Here is a 19671-nt window from a genome sequence, read left to right as displayed (position 1 = left end):
CCAAATCGGGCACTCCCGTTGTTATACACAGTGACGGCGCAGCCAGCGACGTCGGGAAGGGAGAAATCGTGTCGCACGACTACCGGAAGACGCCGGAGGCGGTCAGTCGCCTCACCGACAGTCAGTTCCGGGTGACGCAGGAGGACGGGACAGAGCCCGCGTTCCGAAACCAGTACTGGGACAACCACGAGGCCGGGATCTATGTGGACGTGGTGTCCGGGCAGCCGCTGTTCTCGTCGATCGACAAGTACGACAGCGGCACCGGGTGGCCGAGCTTCACCAAGCCGATTGAGGTGGACGCAGTTCGCACGAAGAGCGACAGGACGCTGTGGATGACCCGAACCGAGGTGCGGTCCACGGGCGCTGACAGTCACCTCGGTCACGTCTTCGGCGACGGCCCCACCGAAGCGGGCGGCCAGCGCTACTGCATGAACTCCGCCGCCCTACGCTTCATCCCGGTAACGGAGTTGGAGCGTGAGGGGTACGGCGAGTACCGGGCACTGTTCGACACATCCAGCGACACCACGGCCGCAGAGGAGAACGCATCATGACCAGTGGAATCCATGACACTGGGCAGGTCACCCGCACGCCCGGCACCGAGACGGCGGTCCTCGCCGGCGGGTGCTTCTGGGGTGTGGAGGATCTGATCCGGCGGCAGCCAGGCGTCCTCCAGACGCGTGTCGGATACACCGGCGGTCAGAACGACCACGCGACGTACCGCAACCACCCCGGGCACGCGGAAGCCGTCGAGATCGTCTTCGACCCGACGCAGACGACGTACCGCGACGTCTTGTCGTTCTTCTTCCAGATCCACGACCCGTCGACGCTTGACCGTCAGGGCAACGACATCGGCACCAGCTACCGGTCGGCGATCTTCCCGCTCACCCCGGAGCAGGAGCAGGTCGCGCGCGACACCATCGCCGACGTCGACGCCTCAGGCCTGTGGCCAGGCAAAGCCGTCACCACGATCGAGCCCGCGGCCCCGTTCTGGGAGGCCGAGCCAGAGCACCAGGACTACCTGCTGAATTACCCGGCCGGCTACACGTGCCACTTCGTACGCCCCAACTGGGTGCTACCACGGCGCGCCACAGCCTGATACGACCCCGAGGGTGTGCCCGCCGCAGACGCGACGGGCACACCCCTCAAGCAGGGATGGACCGACACAGGTGATCGACCAGCCCTAACGTTCACGCTCGGGGGTTAGTGATGTGAGCTGGATCTGCTTCGCGAGTGCGTATGCCGCGTGTCGGTCGTCTTCGTCGGCGACGAACACGCGACCGATGAGTAGAGCAGTGCGATGCGGTACGTCGATCCGCGCTACGCCGTCCGGCAGATCGCCGTTCCATTTCGGTTCGCACAGAAGGAAGTCGCCGGCCGCGGTTCCGGTGGTGCGTTTGCCGACGTAGGCGAAGTTGGCGCCGCTGGTCGGGTCGGTGAACTGCACACTGAAGTAGCGGTCACCCATCTCGGGCACGTGCAGAACCTGCGGTCCGGCTTTCACATCCAGCCACCCGCCGAGGTAAAGCACGTCATCGGTGCCGGTCGCGATGACACTGCCGCTCGCTGCAGACTGGGACGGACTCTGCGGCACTGCGTAGAGGGTGTTGACCGGGATCGGGCCGCCACCCAATCCGCGTTTGGTGAATATGCGCTTGAAGCCGCCGACCGTAATGCTGGGCCAGAAGTAGATGAAGGCGACCGCTCCGATCACCCAGACGACGAGGGCCGTCGCCGCGAGCAGGCTGATCGCCTGCAGTCCGCCGCCGATGATCCGGCTGATGATGACCCAGGCGAAGATCGTCATGATCACGATGGTGACCTGGGTGCCGTATCTCATGATGATGCGATTCATGACCGCACCTCCATGACCGGTGGGACCTGGTAGTCGCCGTCCACGATGGCGGTTCCGGGCAGGTAGGCGCGGAGCATGAGCTTGAACCGGCCGGGCGGTGTCGTGAGCCAGTTCGTTGCCTCGCTGGAGGGCTGATGTGGCTGAAGCAGGATGTCGACCGAGCCGTCGGCGTTCGTCACGAGACCGGAGTGGCTGCCGACGCTCGAGCGGCCGGTCGTGCCGCCGACCATGTAGCCGCCGGTGTCGGTCGCGGTGAGCGACCAGAATGCGTCGTTCGGGGGAAGTTGCGCCTGCGGGAAGTGGAGGCGGTAGGCGTGCTCGCCGTTGAGGCGCGCTCCTGCGTCGTCGCGGGTCGTGGTCCAGTAGGCGGCCTCTTCGAACACGTTGACGACCGGGAGCGCCTTCTGCGATGCCGCACGCACCAGGACGCCGGTGCCGGGGCGCCCAGCTCGGCGCATCGCGCTCCAGCCGTTGACGACCGTCGTCTCGGCCTTCGCTACGGCGTTCAAGATCAGGATCGTGGTCAGGTACGCGAACACGAGGCCGATGATCACGCCTTGCACGACGCCGGAACTCGCCACCCAGCCTAGGAACCCACTCACGATGGCACCTGCATCAGAGCCTGCCGTTCTGAAGCCGACAACGACGGTGACGATCGTGGCGACCTCGCCTCCAGCGAGTCACATGCGGCATCAGTCGCTGTCCAATCCATGGTCGAAACCCTAGAGACTGATTAGTTCTAATACAACTAGAATAACTCTATGTTCTAGAATAAGCCTGTGTTCGTGCTCATCGATCCGACGACCGTGACTCCTGTGTTCACCCAGATCGCGGAGTCGATCGCCACCCAGATCGCGACGGGGACGGTCGCCACCGGGTCGCGCCTGCCCGCCGCGAAGGAGTTGGCCGACTCGCTCGGCGTCAACGTCCACACCGTCCTGCGCGCTTACCAAGAGCTTCGTGATGACGGTCAGGTCGAGCTTCGGCGGGGTCGTGGAGCCGTGGTCCTCGGTGTGCCGACTGCCGAGGGTGTGAGGGTCGCTGTCGCCCAGGCGGCCGCTGAGGCGAAGGCCGCGGGCATCCCGATCGGCACCTTGCTCGCGCTCATCCGGAAGGAGTACGAGTCGTGAGCCGTCGTCTGGTCGACCATCGTGCCGCGCGCCGCGCGGCGCTTGTCGCGACGATCTGCGTGCCGGTCGCGATCGTCGTTGCTGCAGAGATCGTCGTCATCGGCGTCGCCGTCGGCGGCCCCCGGCTCATCACCCACTGGGGGGCTGATTCCGATCGCACTGGGCCGTGGTGGACCTACGCGATCCTGGTCGCGGCGATCGGGTTCCCTGTCATCGCAGTCATGGGGTTCTTCATGGCCCGAGCGACCCGGGTGGCCGGGATGAACGCCTGGATGCCGGCAATTGCCATGGGAATCACTGTTTTCCACGCTGTCGGCATGGGGGCCGGCTCGGTGATCCTCAACGCTTCGCCACTCGCGCCCGCTGTCCCACTGGCCGGCGGCGTCATTCTCGCGGTCGCCGCCGCGGTGCTCACCTGGAGGCTGCTGCCCCGTGAGGCTCCGGCAACGGAGAGCGTTCAGGCAGCCGACACTCTCCCGGTCCGGTCGGGCGAGGTCGCCGCATGGACCGGCAGGGTTGAACTCCCGGCCTGGTTCATGGCAATCATCGCGACAGCTGTCGCAGCCCTGATCGTGCTCGGCGTATCGCTGCAGTTGACCGTCGGTCCGCGTCTGTGGCCGATCTTCCTCGCGCCGACGCTCTTGCTCGTCGTACTCCTCGTCACAGCGCAGTTCGTCGTGACCGCCGGTCCACGCGGATTCACTGTCCGGTCAGCGATCGGTTGGCCGCGACTCCACATCCCGGCAACCAACCTGGCGAAGGCCGGCGTCATCGCGGTCGACCCGATGGCCGACTTCGGCGGCTGGGGCCTCCGATGGGTGATCGGTCCGACCCATAAAGGGCGCTGGGGGGTCGTCACCTGCCGCGGGCCCGGCCTCGAAGTCTTCCGCCATGACGGCCGCTCCATCGTGGTTACCGTCGACGACCCAGGGACAGCCGCCGCCGTCCTTGAAACTTACGCGCAGAAGCAAGGGTGACGGATGCAGTCGCGGCAGCGACCCCTGATTCAGCGGACACTACCGGGAGACGCATGGATCATCCGGATCGCTCCGACTCGTTACCCCGCAGCGGCTCAACCCCACGCCGCGACGGAACTGCCGGGTGGCGAGTACGGGATCGGAGCGCAGCCCGGACATCCGCAGACACAGGTGGCGAGGACGAAGTAGGCCTCCTGCTCTGCTCGCCTCGAGTGATCAAGTAGTGGACGCACGTGCCCCAAAGCACCTGACTGTCGGCGCCCAGGGCGCCGCAGACCTCGCGGACCAGCCGTGTCTTCCCCACCCCGGCGTCGCCGTGCACCACCAGTGCACACGGACGACCACCCGCGGTCGCCTTCAGAGCATCTGCGAGAAGTCGCTGCTCGACCCCCCGGCCAGCGAGCCGAAGATCCGGCCGCGCCGCGTTTGACCCCACGTACCCAGGGTCCACCTGGCCGGTCCAATCGGACCAATGTGATGACCGGGCCGGTGGCGACTGATGACAGCGCTTCTCCTTACCCTTACGAAGGCTCAAGGCGCCTTTGGGCGTCGAGGGCGCACCACGAACTGCTCGGGGAAGGTCCATTCGAAGCGGACGGCGGCCAGGCGCACGAGCGTGGTCACCGTCAGGCAGACGACTCCCGCGATCGGGATGGGCGTGCCGAGTTCGGCGAGTAGGACCAGCGCTGCGGTGCCGGCACCCGCGGCGACGGCGTACAGGGTGCCCACGTGCAGGAAGGAGAACGACAAGCCGAGCATGACGTCGCGCAGCATCCCGCCGCCGATGGCTCCGATGACGCCGACCACCAGTGCCCCGGCCACGCCGACGCCGAGGGACAGCGCCTTCGAGGCCCCGATCGCCCCGAACAGCCCCATCACGACGGCGTCGAGCACGGTGATCAGCCATTCCGCTCGTGACAACAGGGGTTGCAGCACCATGCCGAGGATCGCCGAGGCGCCGGCCACGATCAGGTACCAGTTGCTCCAGACCACGACCGGCGGCTGATTGAGCACGGTGTCGCGAAGCAGGCTTCCCCCGAGAGCGACCGCGAGCCCGATCGCGATGACGCCGAGCACGTCGATGCGGCGAGACCTGACGCCGGCGGCGAAGAGCGCCCCTTGAAGACCGCCGAGTCCGGCGGCCAGGAGTTCGATCCAGAGCGTCACCTGGAACGGGGTGATCGACATGTGATCCCTCCGGAGAACTGGGGGCCGGCGCGCGCGATTGGCGCGGACCGGCCCCCTGGGTCGAAAGCGGATCAGCGGCCGGCGTGCAAAGCGCCTTTCGCGGCGGCATCGATGGTGTCGGAGACGACGCCGGCCTGCGTGATGAACAGGGCGTGGCTGGCGGACACGTTGGTGATCTTCGCGCCGCTCCGTGTCGCCATGTGCTGCAGCATGGCCTGGTCGAACGACTTGTCCTCCGTGGCGATGACGGCCCAGCTGGGCTTGTCGCGCCAGGCGGCGTTCTTCAGCGGCGTGTCGAAGACCGACATGTTGATCGGGATCTGCGAGTCACGCAGGAAGGCGGCGTCCGCGTCGGTGGCGTCGTGGGCGAACCCGGCCTTGAACTTGTCGTGGTTGAGGAACCCGTATCCGTCGTCCGCGACATCGATGACGAAGTCCGGCGTCGCCGCGAATCCCTCGTACTGCTGGCCCGTGGTCTCGCCGGCGTCGGGTGCAAGAGCGGAGACGTAGACCAGACCGGCCACGTTCGGGTGGACACCGGCCTCGGTGATGACCGTGCCGCCCCAGGAGTGGCCAACGAGGATCGTGGGGCCGTCCTGCTGGTCCAGCACCCGCGTGGTCGCTGCGACGTCGTCCTCCAGTGAGGTGAGCGGGTTCTGCACGATGGTCACTTTGTAGCCGCGCGCCGTCAGGTTGTCGTACACGCCACGCCATCCCGAGCCATCAGCGAACGCGCCGTGCACCAGCACGACGGTCTTGATCTCCTGGTCGGTGCTCATGATCTGGTCCTCCCTCTTCCCGCCGGGAGTGCCCGGGCGGATCGGTGACGAGCTCGACAATACTGACTCTGATATGCAATATATCGCGCGCTGCATGTCCTCACAAGCCGCGCTTGCGGTTTACGAGATGTAGGGCTGTGTGTGCAATATGTTGGCGTGCCGATTCCTCCGAACACCCCTGCCGTAGACCGCACCCTCCTGCGCGACGACGTTTACCGACGCCTCCGCGACGCCATCGTCGATGGAACGTTCAGGCCGGGGGAGCAACTCAAGGACGGCGACCTCGCTGCCTGGCTGGGGGTCAGCCGGACCCCGGTGCGCGAAGCGCTGCTGCGCCTCGCGGCGAGTGGATTGGTGGTGGCGCTGCCGGGTCGATCCACGACGGTCAGCGCCATCGACATCCAGGTGGTGCGTGACGCGCGAGATGTCGTCGCCGCGATGCATGAGTTGGCAGTGCGAGAAGTGACGGGCCGGCTCAGTGAACAAGACGTGGACCGGATGCGGGACGCGAACCGCCGGTTCGCCGGGGCTGTGGCATCGGGCGACGTCAAAGCCGCCCTGGAGGCAGACGAGGAACTGCACAGGATTCCGGTCGCCGCGCTCGGCAATCAGGCCCTCGAAGCGGTGATCGAGCGCTTCGACCCCCTGATCCGCCGCGCGGAGCGGATGCGCTTCGGTGTCGACGGCCGAGCCTCCGTCAACCGGCACGAGCAGCTGATCAATCTCATCGAGGCGGGAGACGCAAAAGGCGCCGCCTCGGTGGCCTTCGACATCTGGCACAGCCTCTCGATCGACGACACCGAAGCCGACACCTGACCAGCTGGCTCGGGAGTTGCGGCCGTTCACCCATGGGGCGACAGCTCGGGCTTGGTGATCATGGGCTTCGTCCCCGCCCTCTAGTACTTCCGCGACGTCACCACAGGCCGCGCCGCGAACCAGTCCGACCTGACCAGCGCAGCCCGCACCCTGCAGCTCGCCGAACAGCTGCACCAGCAGCTGCTCCCGCTTCCCGGCGAACCGCGAGTATGAAGCAGGGGATGCCCTACACCTGCTCGATGTCCGAGAACAGACCCTTGAACGGAACCTCGGTGCCAATGAGCGTGCCGAACAGATCGGCGGCGGCGGGCGTCGTGACCGCGGCGGAGGCGTCGTCATAGTTGTCGAAGTACAGGTCGAGCGTGCGGTACGCCGGAGTGGCGGTGCCGTCTTCCTTCGGCCACACCTTGGCGGACTCCAGCCGCTGGAGCTTCGGAAGCTTCGCCGCGGCCTGCTTGAGGTCAGCGTAGGCGCGTTCGAAATCGTCGGGGTTCGCCGGGTTGTCGATGACCAGCGTGATCTTCGTTGGCATGAGGTTCTCCTTGCCGAGTGGGCGTCCGAACCAACCGGATGGTGGAACGAACGTTCTGTCACATCGACAGTAGAGGAGCCGATTCCACGCCGTCAAGACCGATCGTTCTATCTCTTTGTGTGATGTAGCACGGTACTAGAGCGCGGACTCCTTCGACCGGCGTTCCGCATTGACGCGCAAGAGTCCTTCGATGCCGCGGAGAAAGGTTTCGGTCACGAGGGCGGGGTCGAACAGGCAGCCGGCGGCCATCGCGCCGTCGCGCAGCATCACGAAGTGGCGCGCGGCCGAGTCCGCCGTTCCCTGGTGGACCTGGGCCATCATCGTGGTCAGCGTGTCCAGGAACCACTGCCGGTGGGCGATGATCTCCTGGTGGACGGGTTGATCGGTGGCGGGATACTCCGCCGCGGCGTTCAGGAACGCGCAACCGCGGAACCCGGGGGACTGGATGGCTTGGGCGATCGAGCCTGCGATGGCCAGGAGCGCGTCGACGGGTGACGCGTTGTCGGCGATCGCTGCGTCGACCGTGGCGCGCTCCATCGCGTGGACCTCGCGCAGGTAGCTGAGGACGAGATCCTCCTTGCCCGGGAAGTGCCGGTAGAAGGTGGCCCGGGTCACCTGCGCCTCGGCGATGAGTCGATCGACGCCGACTGAATGGATGCCCTCCGCGTAAAAGGTCTTGGTTGCCGCGGCGAGCAGCCGCTGCCTCGCCTCGGAAGGCCGGGGTCCGGTTTCGGCTGTGGTCATGCCGACCATGATAGCGATAGAACGTTCGGTCTTCCAGGGAGCGGTGATCAGCACCGGTCACGCGGATCGTTTTCCGGCAGTTGTTCTGTCCCGGCCGCCTGACCGCGGTCCGCTCGCGGGTCGTCCCGGCCGACCACGCGTTGCCGGTCGACGGCTGCCGGAGCCGGGGCTGTGCAGGTAGAACGTTCTGTCTTGACATAGTGTGGGCCTCGCGACATGCTGTGTGTACGGAACGTTCGGTCTACTTCGCCCGATGGTTCCGTCCCACATCACTCGAGAGGATCATCGTGAGCACCGTTGAATCACCTGCCGTCGGAGGCGTCGCAGCGGCACTGCGCCGGCTGTACTTCGTCAGGTTCGCCTTCGCTATCGTCTGGGCGATCCTGCTGTTCACCACCAAGTCGGACCTGGGGGCGCTCGGCGTCGTTCTGGTCGTCCTGTATCCGCTGTTCGACGTCGCTGCGGCGGTCGTCGACGCCCGTTCGTCCCAGGGCGCTCGCTCGGTCCGCGGCCTGTACGTGAACATCGCGATCAGCCTGATCGCGACCGTCGGCCTGGCGATCGCCAGCAGCTCCGGTGTGCCGGCGGTCCTGCGGGTCTGGGGCGCCTGGGCGATCGTCGCCGGGCTGGTCCAGTTGATCGTGGCCCTCGGCCGTCGCTCGATGGGCGGGCAGTGGCCGATGATCCTGAGCGGTGGCCTGTCCGTGCTCGCCGGTGCGTCGTTCGTCGCCGGTGCCTCCGCGGAGGACCCGAAGCTGACCAACATCGCCGGCTACGCGACTCTCGGCGGCATCTTCTTCCTCGTCTCGGCGATCCGGCTCGGCCGCGCCGCGAAGGGGCACTGACATGACCACCACCTACGACGTCGTCATCATCGGCGCGGGACCTGTCGGGGAGAATGTCGCCGACCGCCTCGTTCAGGGCGGCCTGACCGCCGCCATAGTGGAGCGGGAACTTGTCGGGGGCGAGTGCTCCTACTGGGCCTGCATGCCCACCAAGGCGTTGCTGCGCAGCGCGGCGGCGCTCCGGGCGGCCCGGCAGGTGCCCGGCGCACGGGAAGCCGTGACCGGTGACCTGGACGTGGCCGCGGTGCTCGGCCGTCGCGACTCCTTCGCTTCGAACTGGCAGGACGACGGACAGGCGTCGTGGCTGGAGTCGGTGGGTGTTCCGCTGTACCGCGGACACGGCCGGATCAGCTCCGAGCGGGTCGTTGAGGTGACGGCGGGCGACGGTACGACGACGACGCTGACCGCGCGGCACGCCGTGGTCGTCTCGACCGGGAGCGGCGCGCTGGTCCCGGACATCGAAGGGCTCCGCGCGGCGGCGCCGTGGACCAGTCGGGAGGCGGTTGCGGCCAAGGAGGTTCCGGGCCGGCTCGCCATCATCGGTGGCGGGGTGGTGGCCTCGGAGATGGCGACCGCATTCAGCGATCTGGGGTCGTCGGTGACGATGCTGGCGCGTGACGGCGTACTGCACCTCGCGGAGCCGTTCGTGGGGGAGCGGGTGGCGGATTCGCTGCGGGACAAGGGTGTCTCGGTGCGGATCGGGGCCGAGGCCGGTTCGGTGAAGCGCAACGACGACGGCACGGTCTCCATCACGCTGGTCGACGGCGAGCAGATCGACGCCGACGAACTGCTGGTCGCGATCGGGCGCACCCCGAACACCCAGGACATCGGTCTGGAGGCCGTCGGCCTGACGCCGGGTTCGTGGCTGACGGTCGACGACACGATGCAGGTTGTCGGGCCGGACGCCGTGCCGCTCGGCGACGGATGGCTGTACGCCGCCGGTGACGTCAACCGCCGCGCCCTGCTCACCCACCAGGGCAAGTACCAGGCCCGCGCCGTGGGCGACGTCATCGTGGCGCGTGTGAAGGGCGAGCCGGTCGAGGACGACCGGTGGGGCAGGCACGCGGCGACCGCCGACGAGCGCGCGGTCCCGCAGGTGGTGTTCACCGATCCGGAGGTCGCTTCGGTCGGCCTGACTGCGGCTGCCGCCGAGGCGGCCGGGCTGCGGATCCGGGCCGTCGACTACGACCTGGGCGCCATCGCCGGATCCTCGCTGCATGCCGAGGGGTACCAGGGCCACGCCCGGATGGTCGTCGATGAGGACCGCAAGGTGATCGTCGGCTTCACGCTGGTCGGGCCGGACGTCGCGGAAATGGTGCATGCGGCAACGATCGCGATCGTCGGCGAGGTCCCGCTGAACCGGCTCTGGCACGCGGTCCCGGCGTTCCCTACCGTAAGCGAGGTCTGGCTGCGGCTGCTGGAAGCCTACGGCCGCTGAGCCGTCCCACTGGTGTCCGTCCCGCGTGAATCGCACCGGGACGGGACAGCAGGCAACTCTCCACTTCTTCCGTGAAAAGGGTCTGTTCGTCATGCCTTATCGCTTTTCCCGTCTCGCGGTGGCGGCTGCCACTGCACTCGCATTGCTTGCCGCTACGGTGCCGTCCCTGGCATGGGCCGCCGGCACGTCGGACAGTAAGCCGACCATCGTGCTCGTCCACGGAGCGTGGGCGGACTCCTCCAGCTGGACGCCCGTCATCGACCGGCTGCGCCGCGACGGCTATCCCGTCCGCGCGCTCGCCAATCCGCTGCAGGGACTGACCTCCGACACCGCCTACGTCACCAGCTACCTGTCCACCATCGACGGTCCGAAGGTCCTGGTCGGTCACTCGTACGGCGGCGCCGTCATCACCAACACGGCCACCGCCGTCCTCGACGTCAAGTCGCTCGTCTACATCGCCGGATTCATCCCGGCCGCGGGTGAGACCATCGGCGAGCTCGCGGCGAGGTCGACACCGCCGCTGCCGCTGATCGCGACCCAGGTCTCCGGTGGTACGGAGGTCAGCCTCGACCCGGCGCAGTTCCGTACGGCGTTCGCCGCCGACCTCGACGCGACCGTCGCGGCCGACCTTGCCGTCACCCAGCGGCCCGCCAACACCAAGGCGGTCACCGACGCCAGCGTTGCCGAGGGCTTCCGAACGATTCCCAGCTGGGATCTGGTCACACGTCAGGACCATGCCATTTCCCCTGACCTGCAACGCTTCATGGCCACCCGGGCGCACGCCCGCGTCACCGAGGTGGACGCATCCCACGCGGTCATGCTCAGCCGTCCCGGCGACGTTACGAAGATCATCGAGCAAGCCGCGCGATGACCCGCTCAGCAAGAAGCTGCTCATCCGGGTGAGTCTGGTCGTCTTCACGGTGGGCTCCTTACTGTCCGGGCTGTCGTCCTGTCCGGGCACGCTGATCGCGGCGCGGGCCGGGCAGGGTCCGCGCCCGCGGTCCGCTCGCGCTGATCCAGGTGTTCACCGCGACGATGTCCCGCCCCGCCGGCTGGGCCGGTACTCCGGCTACTTCGGCGCGGTGTTCGCGGTCGGGACCAGTGCAGGGCCGCAGTACAACGCGACGGTGGCCGAGAAGCGGTCCGCGGAGGCCGAGCCGAGCGCGTTGAAGGTGCCCGAGCAGGTATCGGCCGAGGACATCCACAAGCTTGTTCAGGAGCTGGGCGACATGACGGCGGCGCTCGATCAGGCCGGCGCGAGCGGCATGAGACCGCTGTACCAAGCGCTGGGTCTGCCAGTGAATGACAACCACGAGACCAGATCGGCCGAAGTCGCCGTAAGCCCCGCTCTGCATGGTTTTAGCTTTGGTGTTCGAGGCCGGACACGCACCTTAACCAAACGCCTCGAACTCGGCTCTGGTGAGGCGTATCGGACACCGTGACAACAGATTGATCCCGGCCGAGGACCCGCAGCGGTTCGCGGGCCTCGCGATGCAGATGACCGTGACGATGAACGAGGCCTACCCCTGCGCGATTCTGTGGGGCTTCGGGGAGGCGACGATCCCGGCCGATTCCCGGCCGGCGGCATTCGATGCCATTCGGCACATCATGAGTCTCGGTCTGACCAGTTGCGATAGGTGGCTTGGATGGTCAGTGCGACGTATCCATGACGACACGCCGCTCGATGTCATCGACGGGATGAGCGGCGCGGAGGGTACGTTCACGATCTGCTCGTTCTGGTTGGTGTCCGCGCTGGTCGAGATCGGCGACCTGGGCGAGGCTACGGCGCTGTGCGAGAAGCTGCTGTCGTATGCGAGCCCGCTCGGTCTGTACGCCGAGGAGATCGATCCGCTCACTGGACGCCAGCTCGGGAACTTCCCGCAGGCGTTCACCCATCTGGCCATGATCAACGCCATCACCCACATCATCCGAGCCGAGGAGGCAGCCGGTACGTTCATCCCTCCCCGGCGCGGTTCTGAGGTCATGCTGCCTGGTTCACGTAGTCGAGCAGCGACCAGCGGGGATCGTCATCGGTCAAGTGGTTGACCAGGGCGTTGACCGCGAGCTCGTGGAGCTTGGGCTCGAGAGTCCCGGCCTCGGTCGCCGCGTCGAGGACCTCGAGGTACGTCGCAACGGACTCGATCGTGAGACCGGCGCCGAACTCCGCGAAGGTCTCGTTGGCGATATCAGCCGCGATGGCGTCGAGGTCGCGGGGCTAAACAGCGTGAGCGGGGCCGTGTAGCCGCCGCGACCAATGTCGGCCGGTCCGGGCGCTGGCCCACTCGCAGAGGCGGGGCCGGTTGACGTGGGTGGTCAGGGGATCTGTGAAAATGTGCGTGCCCGGCGTGTCCGCCTCTTCGAGGGATTTCCGCAGCGCGTGGCACACCGTGCACCTTGACCAGGAGACAGCGCATCGATGCGATCACCGCAAGTCGAGGTGGCTACGGAGTCTGCCTGGCGTTACTTGATCGGGCATGTCGTGCTGCGATGGCTTTTCGTGGCCATGTTGCTGTCGGGCTTTGCCCTGTCGTTGAGCTGGCCGCAGATGGGCCTCTTCCTGACTCAGGAGCTGCATCTGTCGGTGCGGGCCGCCGGGCTGTACTACGTGACGAACCTGGCTGCCCCGGCCGCCGGGTTCCTCGTCGGCGCGCTCTCGGACCGATTCGACAAGCCGATCCCGCTCGCCGTGGGAGGTTCGCTGCTTGCTGCCGCGGGCTGGACCGTGATTGCGGTGTGGGAGCAGCCGTGGGTGCCGTACGTGGTGAACGTCGCGGTCCTCAGTCTGGCCGGCACCTCTGGTGGACTGCTGTTCACCGTGGCCCGTCGCTATCTGGAACGGCATCCGACACCGTCGCGGTACGGTGTTCTCGCGCTGTTGCGGATCAGCCAGGCGGTCGGCTGGATCACTGGGCCGGCGCTCGGTGCGTGGCTCGCCGCGGTGGCCGGGCTGCGGGAGACGCTGCTGGCCACGGCCGCGTTGTCGGCCGTCGGGGTGGTTCCTGTGGTCCTGGCCGGTCGGCACCTGCCCTCGGAGCGTACGAAGCCGCGCTCGGATGCGACTGCTGTGGCAGCTCGAGAAGCCGAGCCGGCCGTGCCGCCAGGCCGGTTCGCGTTGTTGGCGATGTTCACGGCGGTCGGTGTGCTGGTGATGTCGGGTGAGTCGATCAAACTGTCGTTCCTGTCGATCTACATGGCCGAGACCCTGCGCGTGAGCGCGTTCGCCCGTGGCGCGGTCATCTCGTTGCAGCCGCTGCTGGAGGTCGTCTTCATGGCCACGTTGGCCCGGCTCGCCGGGCGGTTCGGCGCGCTGAGGGTGTTCGCGCTCGGCATCGTGGCAGCGTTCGGGGCCTACCTGTCCTACGCCGTCGCGCAGAACCTCGTCGCGATCGCGATCGGCCAGGTGTTCATGTCGGTCGCCGTCGCGGCGACGGGCGCGTTGGGCGTTGCGATCGCTCAAGACCTCGTGCCCGAACGGCTCGCCACCGCGACGAACACGTTCAGCAGTTCGGTGATGGTCTCCGGAGCGCTCGGCGGTCTCTACACAGGCATTGCGGGTGACAGCCTGGGTATCCCGCGTCTGTTCGTGCTGCCGGCCGCGGCCGCTGTAGTAGCCGCGGTGCTGTACGGCGCGATGGTGTTCGCCCGGCGCGGGCCTTGGGGCCGTGGTCTGCGGCACTGACTTGGAGGGCTACATCGTCGGGGTGGCTATATGGGCCGGGCTCCAAGTCAGTTGAATAATCTGACGATTTCTCCGAACTAGACCTGGTCCATCGAGTGCCTCAATGCCGGGCGATCCGAGCGCACTCGCCTGATGATTCAGCCTTTTGACAGCTGTGGATCGGACACTTCCGGCTGACGCTGCGCTAGCCGCCCGAACCATTCGCTTGAAGGAGACGTTCGCTTCGTTGTACTGCTGCAGTCGTCGCAGAGCGCGCATAGTGGACATAGGTGCCGTTGGTGTATCCGGGGCGGGGCATCTGGCAGCCTGGGAAGCTCCGCGGGGTCGGGTCGCCGCTAGGGTAGGCGCCCTCGCCAAAGACTTCGAGGGCTACAACGACGCTAGGGTCATCGGAGGCAACCTCGTTCTGATGCTACCCGAAAATAAGGTGCTTCAGACAACTATCATTTGGCAAGGCAACAAGCAGGATCCGTTAGATATCAAGTATCTCGGCAAGCTGATGGACATCACGACTTCGCGAGTATGAGGCTGCAGGTGAGCATGATCGCTAGCTACACGTTTCGGCGCCATCAGTCAGGCTCGCTCCCGTGGTGAGGGTCGGCCGGCGGTTCCGGGCTGGGGATAGGGACTCTCGGCGGCACGCGCTCGATGCGGGTCCAGCCCTTCCAGCCCCGTTCCTCCATGATCGCGAGTAGCCGCGCTGCTTCGGGCGCGGACTCGAGCATGACCGCATCCAAGAGCTCGATGAGTTGATCGTCGAACGGTTCGTCGCCCAGCTGACCGGCCTCGGCGGCGCGGAGGTACAGGCGTTCGAGGATGTCGGCGATCTCGACGAGCAAGGCATCGTCACCCTGGTTGTCGACGGCTTCGCTCACCAGGCTGTAGAGCTTCTGCGCATCGGGATCCTCCAGCTGCTGGTGCTTGGCGGCGATCATGGCATCGATCACATCGGGCACCTGCGCGGCGATCATGATCCACGCGTCGCGCTCCATCTCGAGGTAGCGCTCGCTGACGCCGTGACCGCGCAGCCGGTCCAGGTAATCCACGACGCTCTGCGGGAGTGCCAGCTGCTCGCCGACCGCCAGCCTGGCGAGCCGGCGGCGGCTGGCCTGCAATCGCCGGATCTCCGCACGCAGGTCCCTGTCGATCTCGTGTACGCCGTCCGCGAACTCCTGAGGCGCGGCATCGAGGAGTTCCTGTACCCGGGCCAGCGGCACGCCGGCGTCGGCCAGGGTGTGGATCCGGATTAGCCGTACGACGGCACCCGAGTCGTACGACCGGTACCCGGACCGGTCGCGCGCAGGCTCCGGCAGCAGCCCGATCTGGTGATAGTGCCGCACGGCCCGCACCGTCACACCGGCGTACGTCGCCAGCTGGCTGATGGTGAGCATGGGCCCAAGCCTGCCTCAGGCGGACTTCCGGCGATAGGCGACCATCGCCAGCAGGTACGCCACGACAAGTACGCCGACGCACCAGGCCAGCGCAGTCCAGATGTCGTTGCCGACCGGTTGCTGAGCGAACAGTGCACGGATCGTGTTGACGATCGATGTGACCGGCTGGTGCTCGGCGAACCACCGCACCGGGCCGGGCATGGTCTGCGTGGGCACGAACGCCGAGCTCACGAACGGCAGAAAGATGAGCGGGTAGGCGAACGCGCCCGCGCTCTCGACCGATCCCGCGGTGAGCCCGGGGATCACGGCGAGCCAGGTCAACGCCAGCGTCGACAGGAGCAGGATGCCGGTTACCGCGAGCCAAGCCTGTACGCCGGCGCTCGAGCGGAAGCCCATGAGCAGAGCGACGCCGACGACGATCACCAGCGCGATCAGGTTGGCGACCATGGAGGTGACGACGTGGGCCCACAGTAGGCCGGACCGGGCGATCGGCATGGACTGGAAGCGCTCGAGGATCCCGCTCTTCAGGTCCATGAAGAGGCGGAACGCGGTGTAGGAGATGCCGGACGCGATCGTGATCAGCAGAATGCCGGGCAGCATGAAGTTGATGTACTTCGATCCGGTGGAGATAGCGCCGCCGAACACGTAGACGAACATCAGCATCAAGGCGACGGGCGTGAGGACGGTCGTGATGATGGTGTCCAGGCTGCGGGTGATGTGCCGCAACGTCCGAACCGTCAGGGCGAGGGTGTCACTGAAGAAGTAGGTCGTCATCGCTTGTCTCCAATGATGGCCAGGAAGATCTCCTCGAGCGTCGGCTGCTTCTCGACGTACTCGACCTGCGCGGGTGGGAAGAGCTGTTTGAGCTCGGCGAGCGTGCCGTTGGCGATGATCCGGCCCTGGTGCAGGATCGCGATCTGGTCGGCCAGTTGCTCGGCCTCGTCGAGGTACTGCGTGGTGAGCAGCACCGTCGTACCGGAGCCGGCGAGCTCCTTGACTGTCTGCCACACCTCGATGCGAGCCTCCGGGTCGAGTCCGGCGGTCGGCTCGTCCAGGAAGATCACCGGCGAATCCCCGATCAGGCTCATCGCGATGTCCAAGCGGCGGCGCATGCCACCGGAGTACGTCGACACCCTGCGCGTGGCCGCCTCGGTCAGCGAGAAACGATCCAGCAGGCCGTCCGCGATCACGACCGGGTCGTCGAGGTGCCGCAGCTTGGCCACAAGCACGAGGTTCTCCTGGCCGCTGAGGATCTCGTCGACAGCGGCGAACTGTCCGGTCAGGCTGATTGAACCGCGCACCTGCGCGGCCTGCGTGGCGATGTCGAAGTCGTTGACCATCGCGGACCCCGCGTCGGCCTTCAGGAGTGTGGCGAGGATCTTGATAGTGGTGGTCTTGCCCGCGCCGTTGGACCCGAGCAACGCGAAGATGCTGCCACGCGACACTTCGAAGTCCACGCCACGCAGAACCTCCAGCTTCCCGTACGACTTCTCCAGGCCCCGCACCCGGATCGCCGGACCGACGCTCTGCCGGCTCTTCTCGATCAACGTCGTCATCACCTGTCTCCTTTGTGGAGCCGTCTCCGTCAGCTGGGAGAAGCGGTCTGCCACACAGGATGCAGGGCTGACGCCGCGTCAAGGTCAAGTCGCGGGGCAGGCCCGCCTGAAGCTGCAACCCGACGCCGCCCCGGGATTCCTGTTCCAGCAGCAGTCGGAATTCGCTCACGATGTCGATGCTTTCCTCACCGAATGACGCGGACAAGGTGTCTCAGGTCGTGAGTGAGGCTCGGCCCGAGTTCGAGGACGTGCCGATCCGGGATTTTGCGCCGTCGCTCGTCGAGCGGGACGCCAAGCAGCGGTTGTGGGAGCCCTGACCACTGCACGGCAGAGGCTCGAGAGTTTGATCTGAACGCCGGGCGATCGGCCGGTGAATCCACCTGGCGCGAAGGAGCGGCCGTGGGGCGAGTGTGGATTCAGCGCACATCCCGTACGCCGTACCCGGAAGGACGTCGGCCATGACCATCCCCAACACTCAGCACCGCGCCGTCGACGGAGTTCGGATCAGGTACGCCGACAGCGGCGGACCGCACCGGACGACGGTGCTGCTGACGAGCCCGTATCACCACGCCGGTCACGCTGATCAACGGCCGCCACGACCGCGTCGTACCGCTGTCCAACGCGGAGTTCCTCGATGCCCGCCTCCCCAACAGCCGCCTAGTGGCGGTCGACTCCGGCCACTTCATCTGGGAGGAAGCCCCGGACCAGTACGCCGCCACAATCGTCGAGGCGATCATGTCGACGGACTGAACAGCTCGATCTCGATGCCGTCGGGAGAGTTGCACAGGGACGCCGGAGACGTATTTGCCGTGCTATCGGCCCGGAAGGGAACGGGGGAGGCCGAAGGGTTGGAGGGTGTCGTTCTCGAAGCGGGTCATGGCCGTGATGTGGTCGCGGTTGAGGGTGAGGACGTAGAGGCCAGTTCCGTGGCGGGTGCCGTTCGGGGCCTGGAGGTAGGCGCCGAAGGCCGGTTGGCCGTTCGCGCGGGTTGGGATCAGGTCGAATCTGCGGCCGGCGCCGAAGAGGGTGGCGCAGAACTGGCGGACGACTTCGCGGCCTTGGTACTCGAAGGGGAGAGGCGGCATGGACATGAAGACGTCGTCGGTGAGGAGCGCGACGAGGGCGTCGATGTCGGCGGTCTCCCAGGCCTGGACGAAGCTCGTGACGAGGGTGTTCTCGGCGGGTGAGTCTGCGGCTGGAGGGGGTTCCTGGTCGGCTCGTCGGCTCTGTACGCCGGCGCGTGCTCGTTTGAGGGCGCTCTTGACCGATTCGACGGTGGTGTCGAGCATTTCGGCGACTTCGTTCGCGTGAAAGCCGAGGACGTCGCGCAGGATCAGTACGGCGATCTGGCGGGGTGGGAGGAGCTGCAGCGCGGTGACGAAGGCGAGTGAGATCGATTCGGTCTGTTCGTAGCGGGCCTCGGGTCCGAGCGGTACGTGCATCGCGTCTTCGAGGAGTACGTCGGGGAACGGCTCGAGCCAGACGATTTCGCCGAGCCGGGTGGGTTCGGGCGGCTCGACGCCGGGAATGTCCCAGGCCTTCGCAGGCCGGCGGCCGGCTGAGCGCAGCGTACTGAGGCATCTGTTCGTGGCAATTCGGTACAGCCAGGTGCGGATCGACGCGCGGCCGTCGTACCCTCCGAGGCCGCGCCAGGCGGACAGCATGGCGTCCTGAAGTGCGTCCTCGGCGTCGTGGAACGATCCGAGCATCCGGTAGCAGTGCACCTGCAATTCGCGGCGGTGCGGCTCGGACAGCGCCCGGAACGCCTCGCCGTCTCCGGCCCGCGCTCGGCTGATCAGGTCAGCTCCCATCAACTCCACCTTCCTTCCACCTGTGTAGACGTCGGCCGAAGGCCGAAAGGGGCGGTTGAGGAGCGCCTCCTTTGCGTACGTCGTGGCGTCAGTCCCAGTGGTAGTCGACAACACTGACAGAAGGAGCACTGCCATGGGAAAGCTGATCGTCAGCGAAAACATCTCGATCGACGGAGTGATCGAGGATCCGACCGGCGAGGACGACGGCGGGCGTGGCAACTGGTTTGCGCGGATTGGAGACACGACCCGCGGTGTATGGGCCGAAGTCGAGCTGAACGAGGCGCTCGGAGCTGAGGCCCTGCTGATGGGGCGCCGCAGTTACGAGTGGTTTCTGGCGCGTGGCTGGGCGACGTCGCGTGCCGGTGCGTGGGCCGACAGGTTGCGGACCCTGCCGAAGTACGTCGTGTCGTCGTCAGCCCTCGAAGGTCCGGATTGGGGCAACGTGACCGTCCTGAAGGGCGACGTACCGGAGGAGGTCGCGAAGTTGAAGGAACAGATCGACGGCGACATCGTCCTGTACGGCAGCGGTCGACTCGTGCACACGCTGTGGGAGCACAACCTGGTGAACGAGCTGCGGCTGATGACCTACCCGGTCGTGGTCGGCACCGGCTCGCGACTCTTCACCGACACCAGCGACGCCACGGATCTACGCCTGATCAACACCCGACCCGTCGGCGAGGACCTCGCCCTCCACATCTATCAGCCCATCCTCTGACGCAGCCACCCGGCCGGGCCGTGAACCCCGACTGGACCAGCGTCGATCACATCTGTTCGTGTGTCTTGGTGGGGACTGGTTATATCCGTCGAGACGACGGTCAGCGCCGCGGTGAGTTGCGCGAACCTGCTGTCGGAGAAGGCACCAGACGCAGCTCGAGAGCTGTGCCGTGCTGCTGAGATCGCTCTTCCGGTGAAGCCGATGCCGCCGACTTGGCG

Annotated in this window: 25 protein-coding genes; 14 read left to right on the top strand and 11 right to left on the bottom strand. The window is 66.7% G+C overall.

Annotation, left to right across the window (positions count from 1 at the left end; translation table 11 throughout):
• Window positions 1-68 precede the first annotated feature (68 nt).
• Together msrB and msrA are read left to right on the top strand one after the other, a co-directional pair.
• A complete protein-coding gene (msrB, locus tag OHA10_RS32705) occupies window positions 69-551 on the top strand; it encodes a peptide-methionine (R)-S-oxide reductase MsrB (RefSeq protein WP_371402617.1) in 483 nt (160 codons plus the stop codon).
• Window positions 548-1096, top strand: a complete 549-nt coding sequence (msrA, locus tag OHA10_RS32700; RefSeq protein WP_371402616.1) for a peptide-methionine (S)-S-oxide reductase MsrA — start codon at window positions 548-550, stop codon at window positions 1094-1096. The genes msrB and msrA overlap by 4 nt, the downstream gene beginning before the upstream one ends.
• 84 nt (window positions 1097-1180) lie before the next feature.
• Here the strand turns inward: msrA and OHA10_RS32695 are convergent, their stop codons facing one another.
• A complete protein-coding gene (locus tag OHA10_RS32695; protein WP_371402615.1) occupies window positions 1181-1852 on the bottom strand; it encodes a DUF1254 domain-containing protein in 672 nt (223 codons plus the stop codon).
• Window positions 1849-2454 (bottom strand): DUF1214 domain-containing protein, encoded by a 606-nt coding sequence (locus OHA10_RS32690; RefSeq protein ID WP_371402614.1) that lies wholly within the window; start codon window positions 2452-2454, stop codon window positions 1849-1851. The genes OHA10_RS32695 and OHA10_RS32690 overlap by 4 nt, the downstream gene beginning before the upstream one ends.
• A gap of 177 nt (window positions 2455-2631) precedes the next feature.
• Between OHA10_RS32690 and OHA10_RS32685 the strand changes: the two genes are divergently transcribed.
• Together OHA10_RS32685 and OHA10_RS32680 are read left to right on the top strand one after the other, a co-directional pair.
• Window positions 2632-2982 (top strand): GntR family transcriptional regulator, encoded by a 351-nt coding sequence (locus OHA10_RS32685; protein ID WP_371402613.1) that lies wholly within the window; start codon window positions 2632-2634, stop codon window positions 2980-2982.
• Entirely contained in the window at window positions 2979-3959 is a 981-nt protein-coding gene (locus tag OHA10_RS32680; RefSeq protein WP_371402612.1) for a hypothetical protein, read from the top strand. Before OHA10_RS32685 ends, OHA10_RS32680 begins: the two co-directional genes overlap by 4 nt.
• Window positions 3960-4017: 58 nt before the next feature.
• Here the strand turns inward: OHA10_RS32680 and OHA10_RS32675 are convergent, their stop codons facing one another.
• The 3 genes from OHA10_RS32675 to OHA10_RS32665 form a co-directional block, all read right to left on the bottom strand.
• On the bottom strand, window positions 4018-4545 hold the full coding sequence (locus tag OHA10_RS32675; protein ID WP_371402611.1) for an ATP-binding protein: 528 nt from the start codon (window positions 4543-4545) through the stop codon (window positions 4018-4020).
• The gene (locus OHA10_RS32670) at window positions 4491-5147 is read right to left on the bottom strand and encodes a trimeric intracellular cation channel family protein (RefSeq protein WP_371402610.1); all 657 of its coding nucleotides are present in this window, start codon (window positions 5145-5147) and stop codon (window positions 4491-4493) included. Before OHA10_RS32670 ends, OHA10_RS32675 begins: the two co-directional genes overlap by 55 nt.
• Before the next feature lie 71 nt (window positions 5148-5218).
• The gene (locus tag OHA10_RS32665; protein WP_371402609.1) at window positions 5219-5926 is read right to left on the bottom strand and encodes an alpha/beta hydrolase; all 708 of its coding nucleotides are present in this window, start codon (window positions 5924-5926) and stop codon (window positions 5219-5221) included.
• A gap of 156 nt (window positions 5927-6082) precedes the next feature.
• Between OHA10_RS32665 and OHA10_RS32660 the strand changes: the two genes are divergently transcribed.
• Complete coding sequence (locus tag OHA10_RS32660) at window positions 6083-6742, top strand: GntR family transcriptional regulator (RefSeq protein WP_371402608.1); 660 nt, start codon at window positions 6083-6085, stop codon at window positions 6740-6742.
• Between the two features lie 226 nt (window positions 6743-6968).
• Here OHA10_RS32660 and OHA10_RS32655 read toward each other — a convergent pair whose 3' ends face one another.
• Complete coding sequence (locus OHA10_RS32655) at window positions 6969-7274, bottom strand: hypothetical protein (protein WP_371402607.1); 306 nt, start codon at window positions 7272-7274, stop codon at window positions 6969-6971.
• A gap of 135 nt (window positions 7275-7409) precedes the next feature.
• Window positions 7410-8018, bottom strand: coding sequence for a TetR/AcrR family transcriptional regulator (locus OHA10_RS32650; protein WP_371402606.1), 609 nt, complete (start codon window positions 8016-8018; stop codon window positions 7410-7412).
• Window positions 8019-8305: 287 nt separating this feature from the next.
• Between OHA10_RS32650 and OHA10_RS32645 the strand changes: the two genes are divergently transcribed.
• The 6 genes from OHA10_RS32645 to OHA10_RS32620 all read left to right on the top strand — a co-directional run bounded on the left by OHA10_RS32645 (window position 8306) and on the right by OHA10_RS32620 (window position 13980).
• Window positions 8306-8863, top strand: a complete 558-nt coding sequence (locus OHA10_RS32645; RefSeq protein ID WP_371402605.1) for a hypothetical protein — start codon at window positions 8306-8308, stop codon at window positions 8861-8863.
• Between the two features lies 1 nt (window position 8864).
• Window positions 8865-10301 (top strand): NAD(P)/FAD-dependent oxidoreductase, encoded by a 1437-nt coding sequence (locus OHA10_RS32640; RefSeq protein WP_371402604.1) that lies wholly within the window; start codon window positions 8865-8867, stop codon window positions 10299-10301.
• Between the two features lie 91 nt (window positions 10302-10392).
• A complete protein-coding gene (locus OHA10_RS32635) occupies window positions 10393-11172 on the top strand; it encodes an alpha/beta fold hydrolase (RefSeq protein WP_371402603.1) in 780 nt (259 codons plus the stop codon).
• A 28-nt stretch (window positions 11173-11200) separates the two neighbouring features.
• Window positions 11201-11743, top strand: coding sequence for a hypothetical protein (locus OHA10_RS32630; RefSeq protein WP_371402602.1), 543 nt, complete (start codon window positions 11201-11203; stop codon window positions 11741-11743).
• Between the two features lie 49 nt (window positions 11744-11792).
• Entirely contained in the window at window positions 11793-12347 is a 555-nt protein-coding gene (locus tag OHA10_RS32625) for a glycoside hydrolase family 15 protein (protein WP_371402601.1), read from the top strand.
• A gap of 457 nt (window positions 12348-12804) precedes the next feature.
• On the top strand, window positions 12805-13980 hold the full coding sequence (locus OHA10_RS32620; protein ID WP_371408018.1) for an MFS transporter: 1176 nt from the start codon (window positions 12805-12807) through the stop codon (window positions 13978-13980).
• 569 nt (window positions 13981-14549) lie between these two features.
• Here OHA10_RS32620 and OHA10_RS32615 read toward each other — a convergent pair.
• The 3 genes from OHA10_RS32615 to OHA10_RS32605 are packed head-to-tail and all read right to left on the bottom strand — an operon-like array spanning window position 14550 to window position 16927.
• On the bottom strand, window positions 14550-15371 hold the full coding sequence (locus tag OHA10_RS32615) for a MerR family transcriptional regulator (RefSeq protein WP_371402600.1): 822 nt from the start codon (window positions 15369-15371) through the stop codon (window positions 14550-14552).
• A gap of 15 nt (window positions 15372-15386) precedes the next feature.
• Window positions 15387-16145 (bottom strand): ABC transporter permease, encoded by a 759-nt coding sequence (locus tag OHA10_RS32610; protein WP_371402599.1) that lies wholly within the window; start codon window positions 16143-16145, stop codon window positions 15387-15389.
• Window positions 16142-16927: an ABC transporter ATP-binding protein gene (locus tag OHA10_RS32605; RefSeq protein WP_371402598.1), complete on the bottom strand. Its 786-nt coding sequence runs from the start codon at window positions 16925-16927 to the stop codon at window positions 16142-16144. The genes OHA10_RS32610 and OHA10_RS32605 overlap by 4 nt, the downstream gene beginning before the upstream one ends.
• Window positions 16928-17097: 170 nt before the next feature.
• Between OHA10_RS32605 and OHA10_RS32600 the strand changes: the two genes are divergently transcribed.
• A complete protein-coding gene (locus OHA10_RS32600; protein ID WP_371402597.1) occupies window positions 17098-17244 on the top strand; it encodes a three-helix bundle dimerization domain-containing protein in 147 nt (48 codons plus the stop codon).
• A gap of 244 nt (window positions 17245-17488) precedes the next feature.
• Window positions 17489-17677 carry an alpha/beta fold hydrolase gene (locus tag OHA10_RS32595; RefSeq protein WP_371408017.1) on the top strand — a complete coding sequence of 63 codons (189 nt, stop codon included), beginning with the start codon at window positions 17489-17491 and terminating at the stop codon, window positions 17675-17677.
• Window positions 17678-17739: 62 nt separating this feature from the next.
• On the opposite strand, the gene OHA10_RS32590 is transcribed toward OHA10_RS32595, so the two are convergent.
• Window positions 17740-18738: a sigma-70 family RNA polymerase sigma factor gene (locus OHA10_RS32590; RefSeq protein ID WP_371402596.1), complete on the bottom strand. Its 999-nt coding sequence runs from the start codon at window positions 18736-18738 to the stop codon at window positions 17740-17742.
• Between the two features lie 133 nt (window positions 18739-18871).
• Here OHA10_RS32590 and OHA10_RS32585 point away from each other — a divergent pair, with 133 nt between their 5' ends.
• Entirely contained in the window at window positions 18872-19453 is a 582-nt protein-coding gene (locus tag OHA10_RS32585) for a dihydrofolate reductase family protein (RefSeq protein WP_371402595.1), read from the top strand.
• Window positions 19454-19671 lie beyond the last annotated feature (218 nt).

Source organism: Kribbella sp. NBC_00662 (genome assembly GCF_041430295.1).
Taxonomy (GTDB): domain Bacteria; phylum Actinomycetota; class Actinomycetes; order Propionibacteriales; family Kribbellaceae; genus Kribbella.
This window is presented reverse-complemented; position numbering and strand designations above follow the sequence as displayed.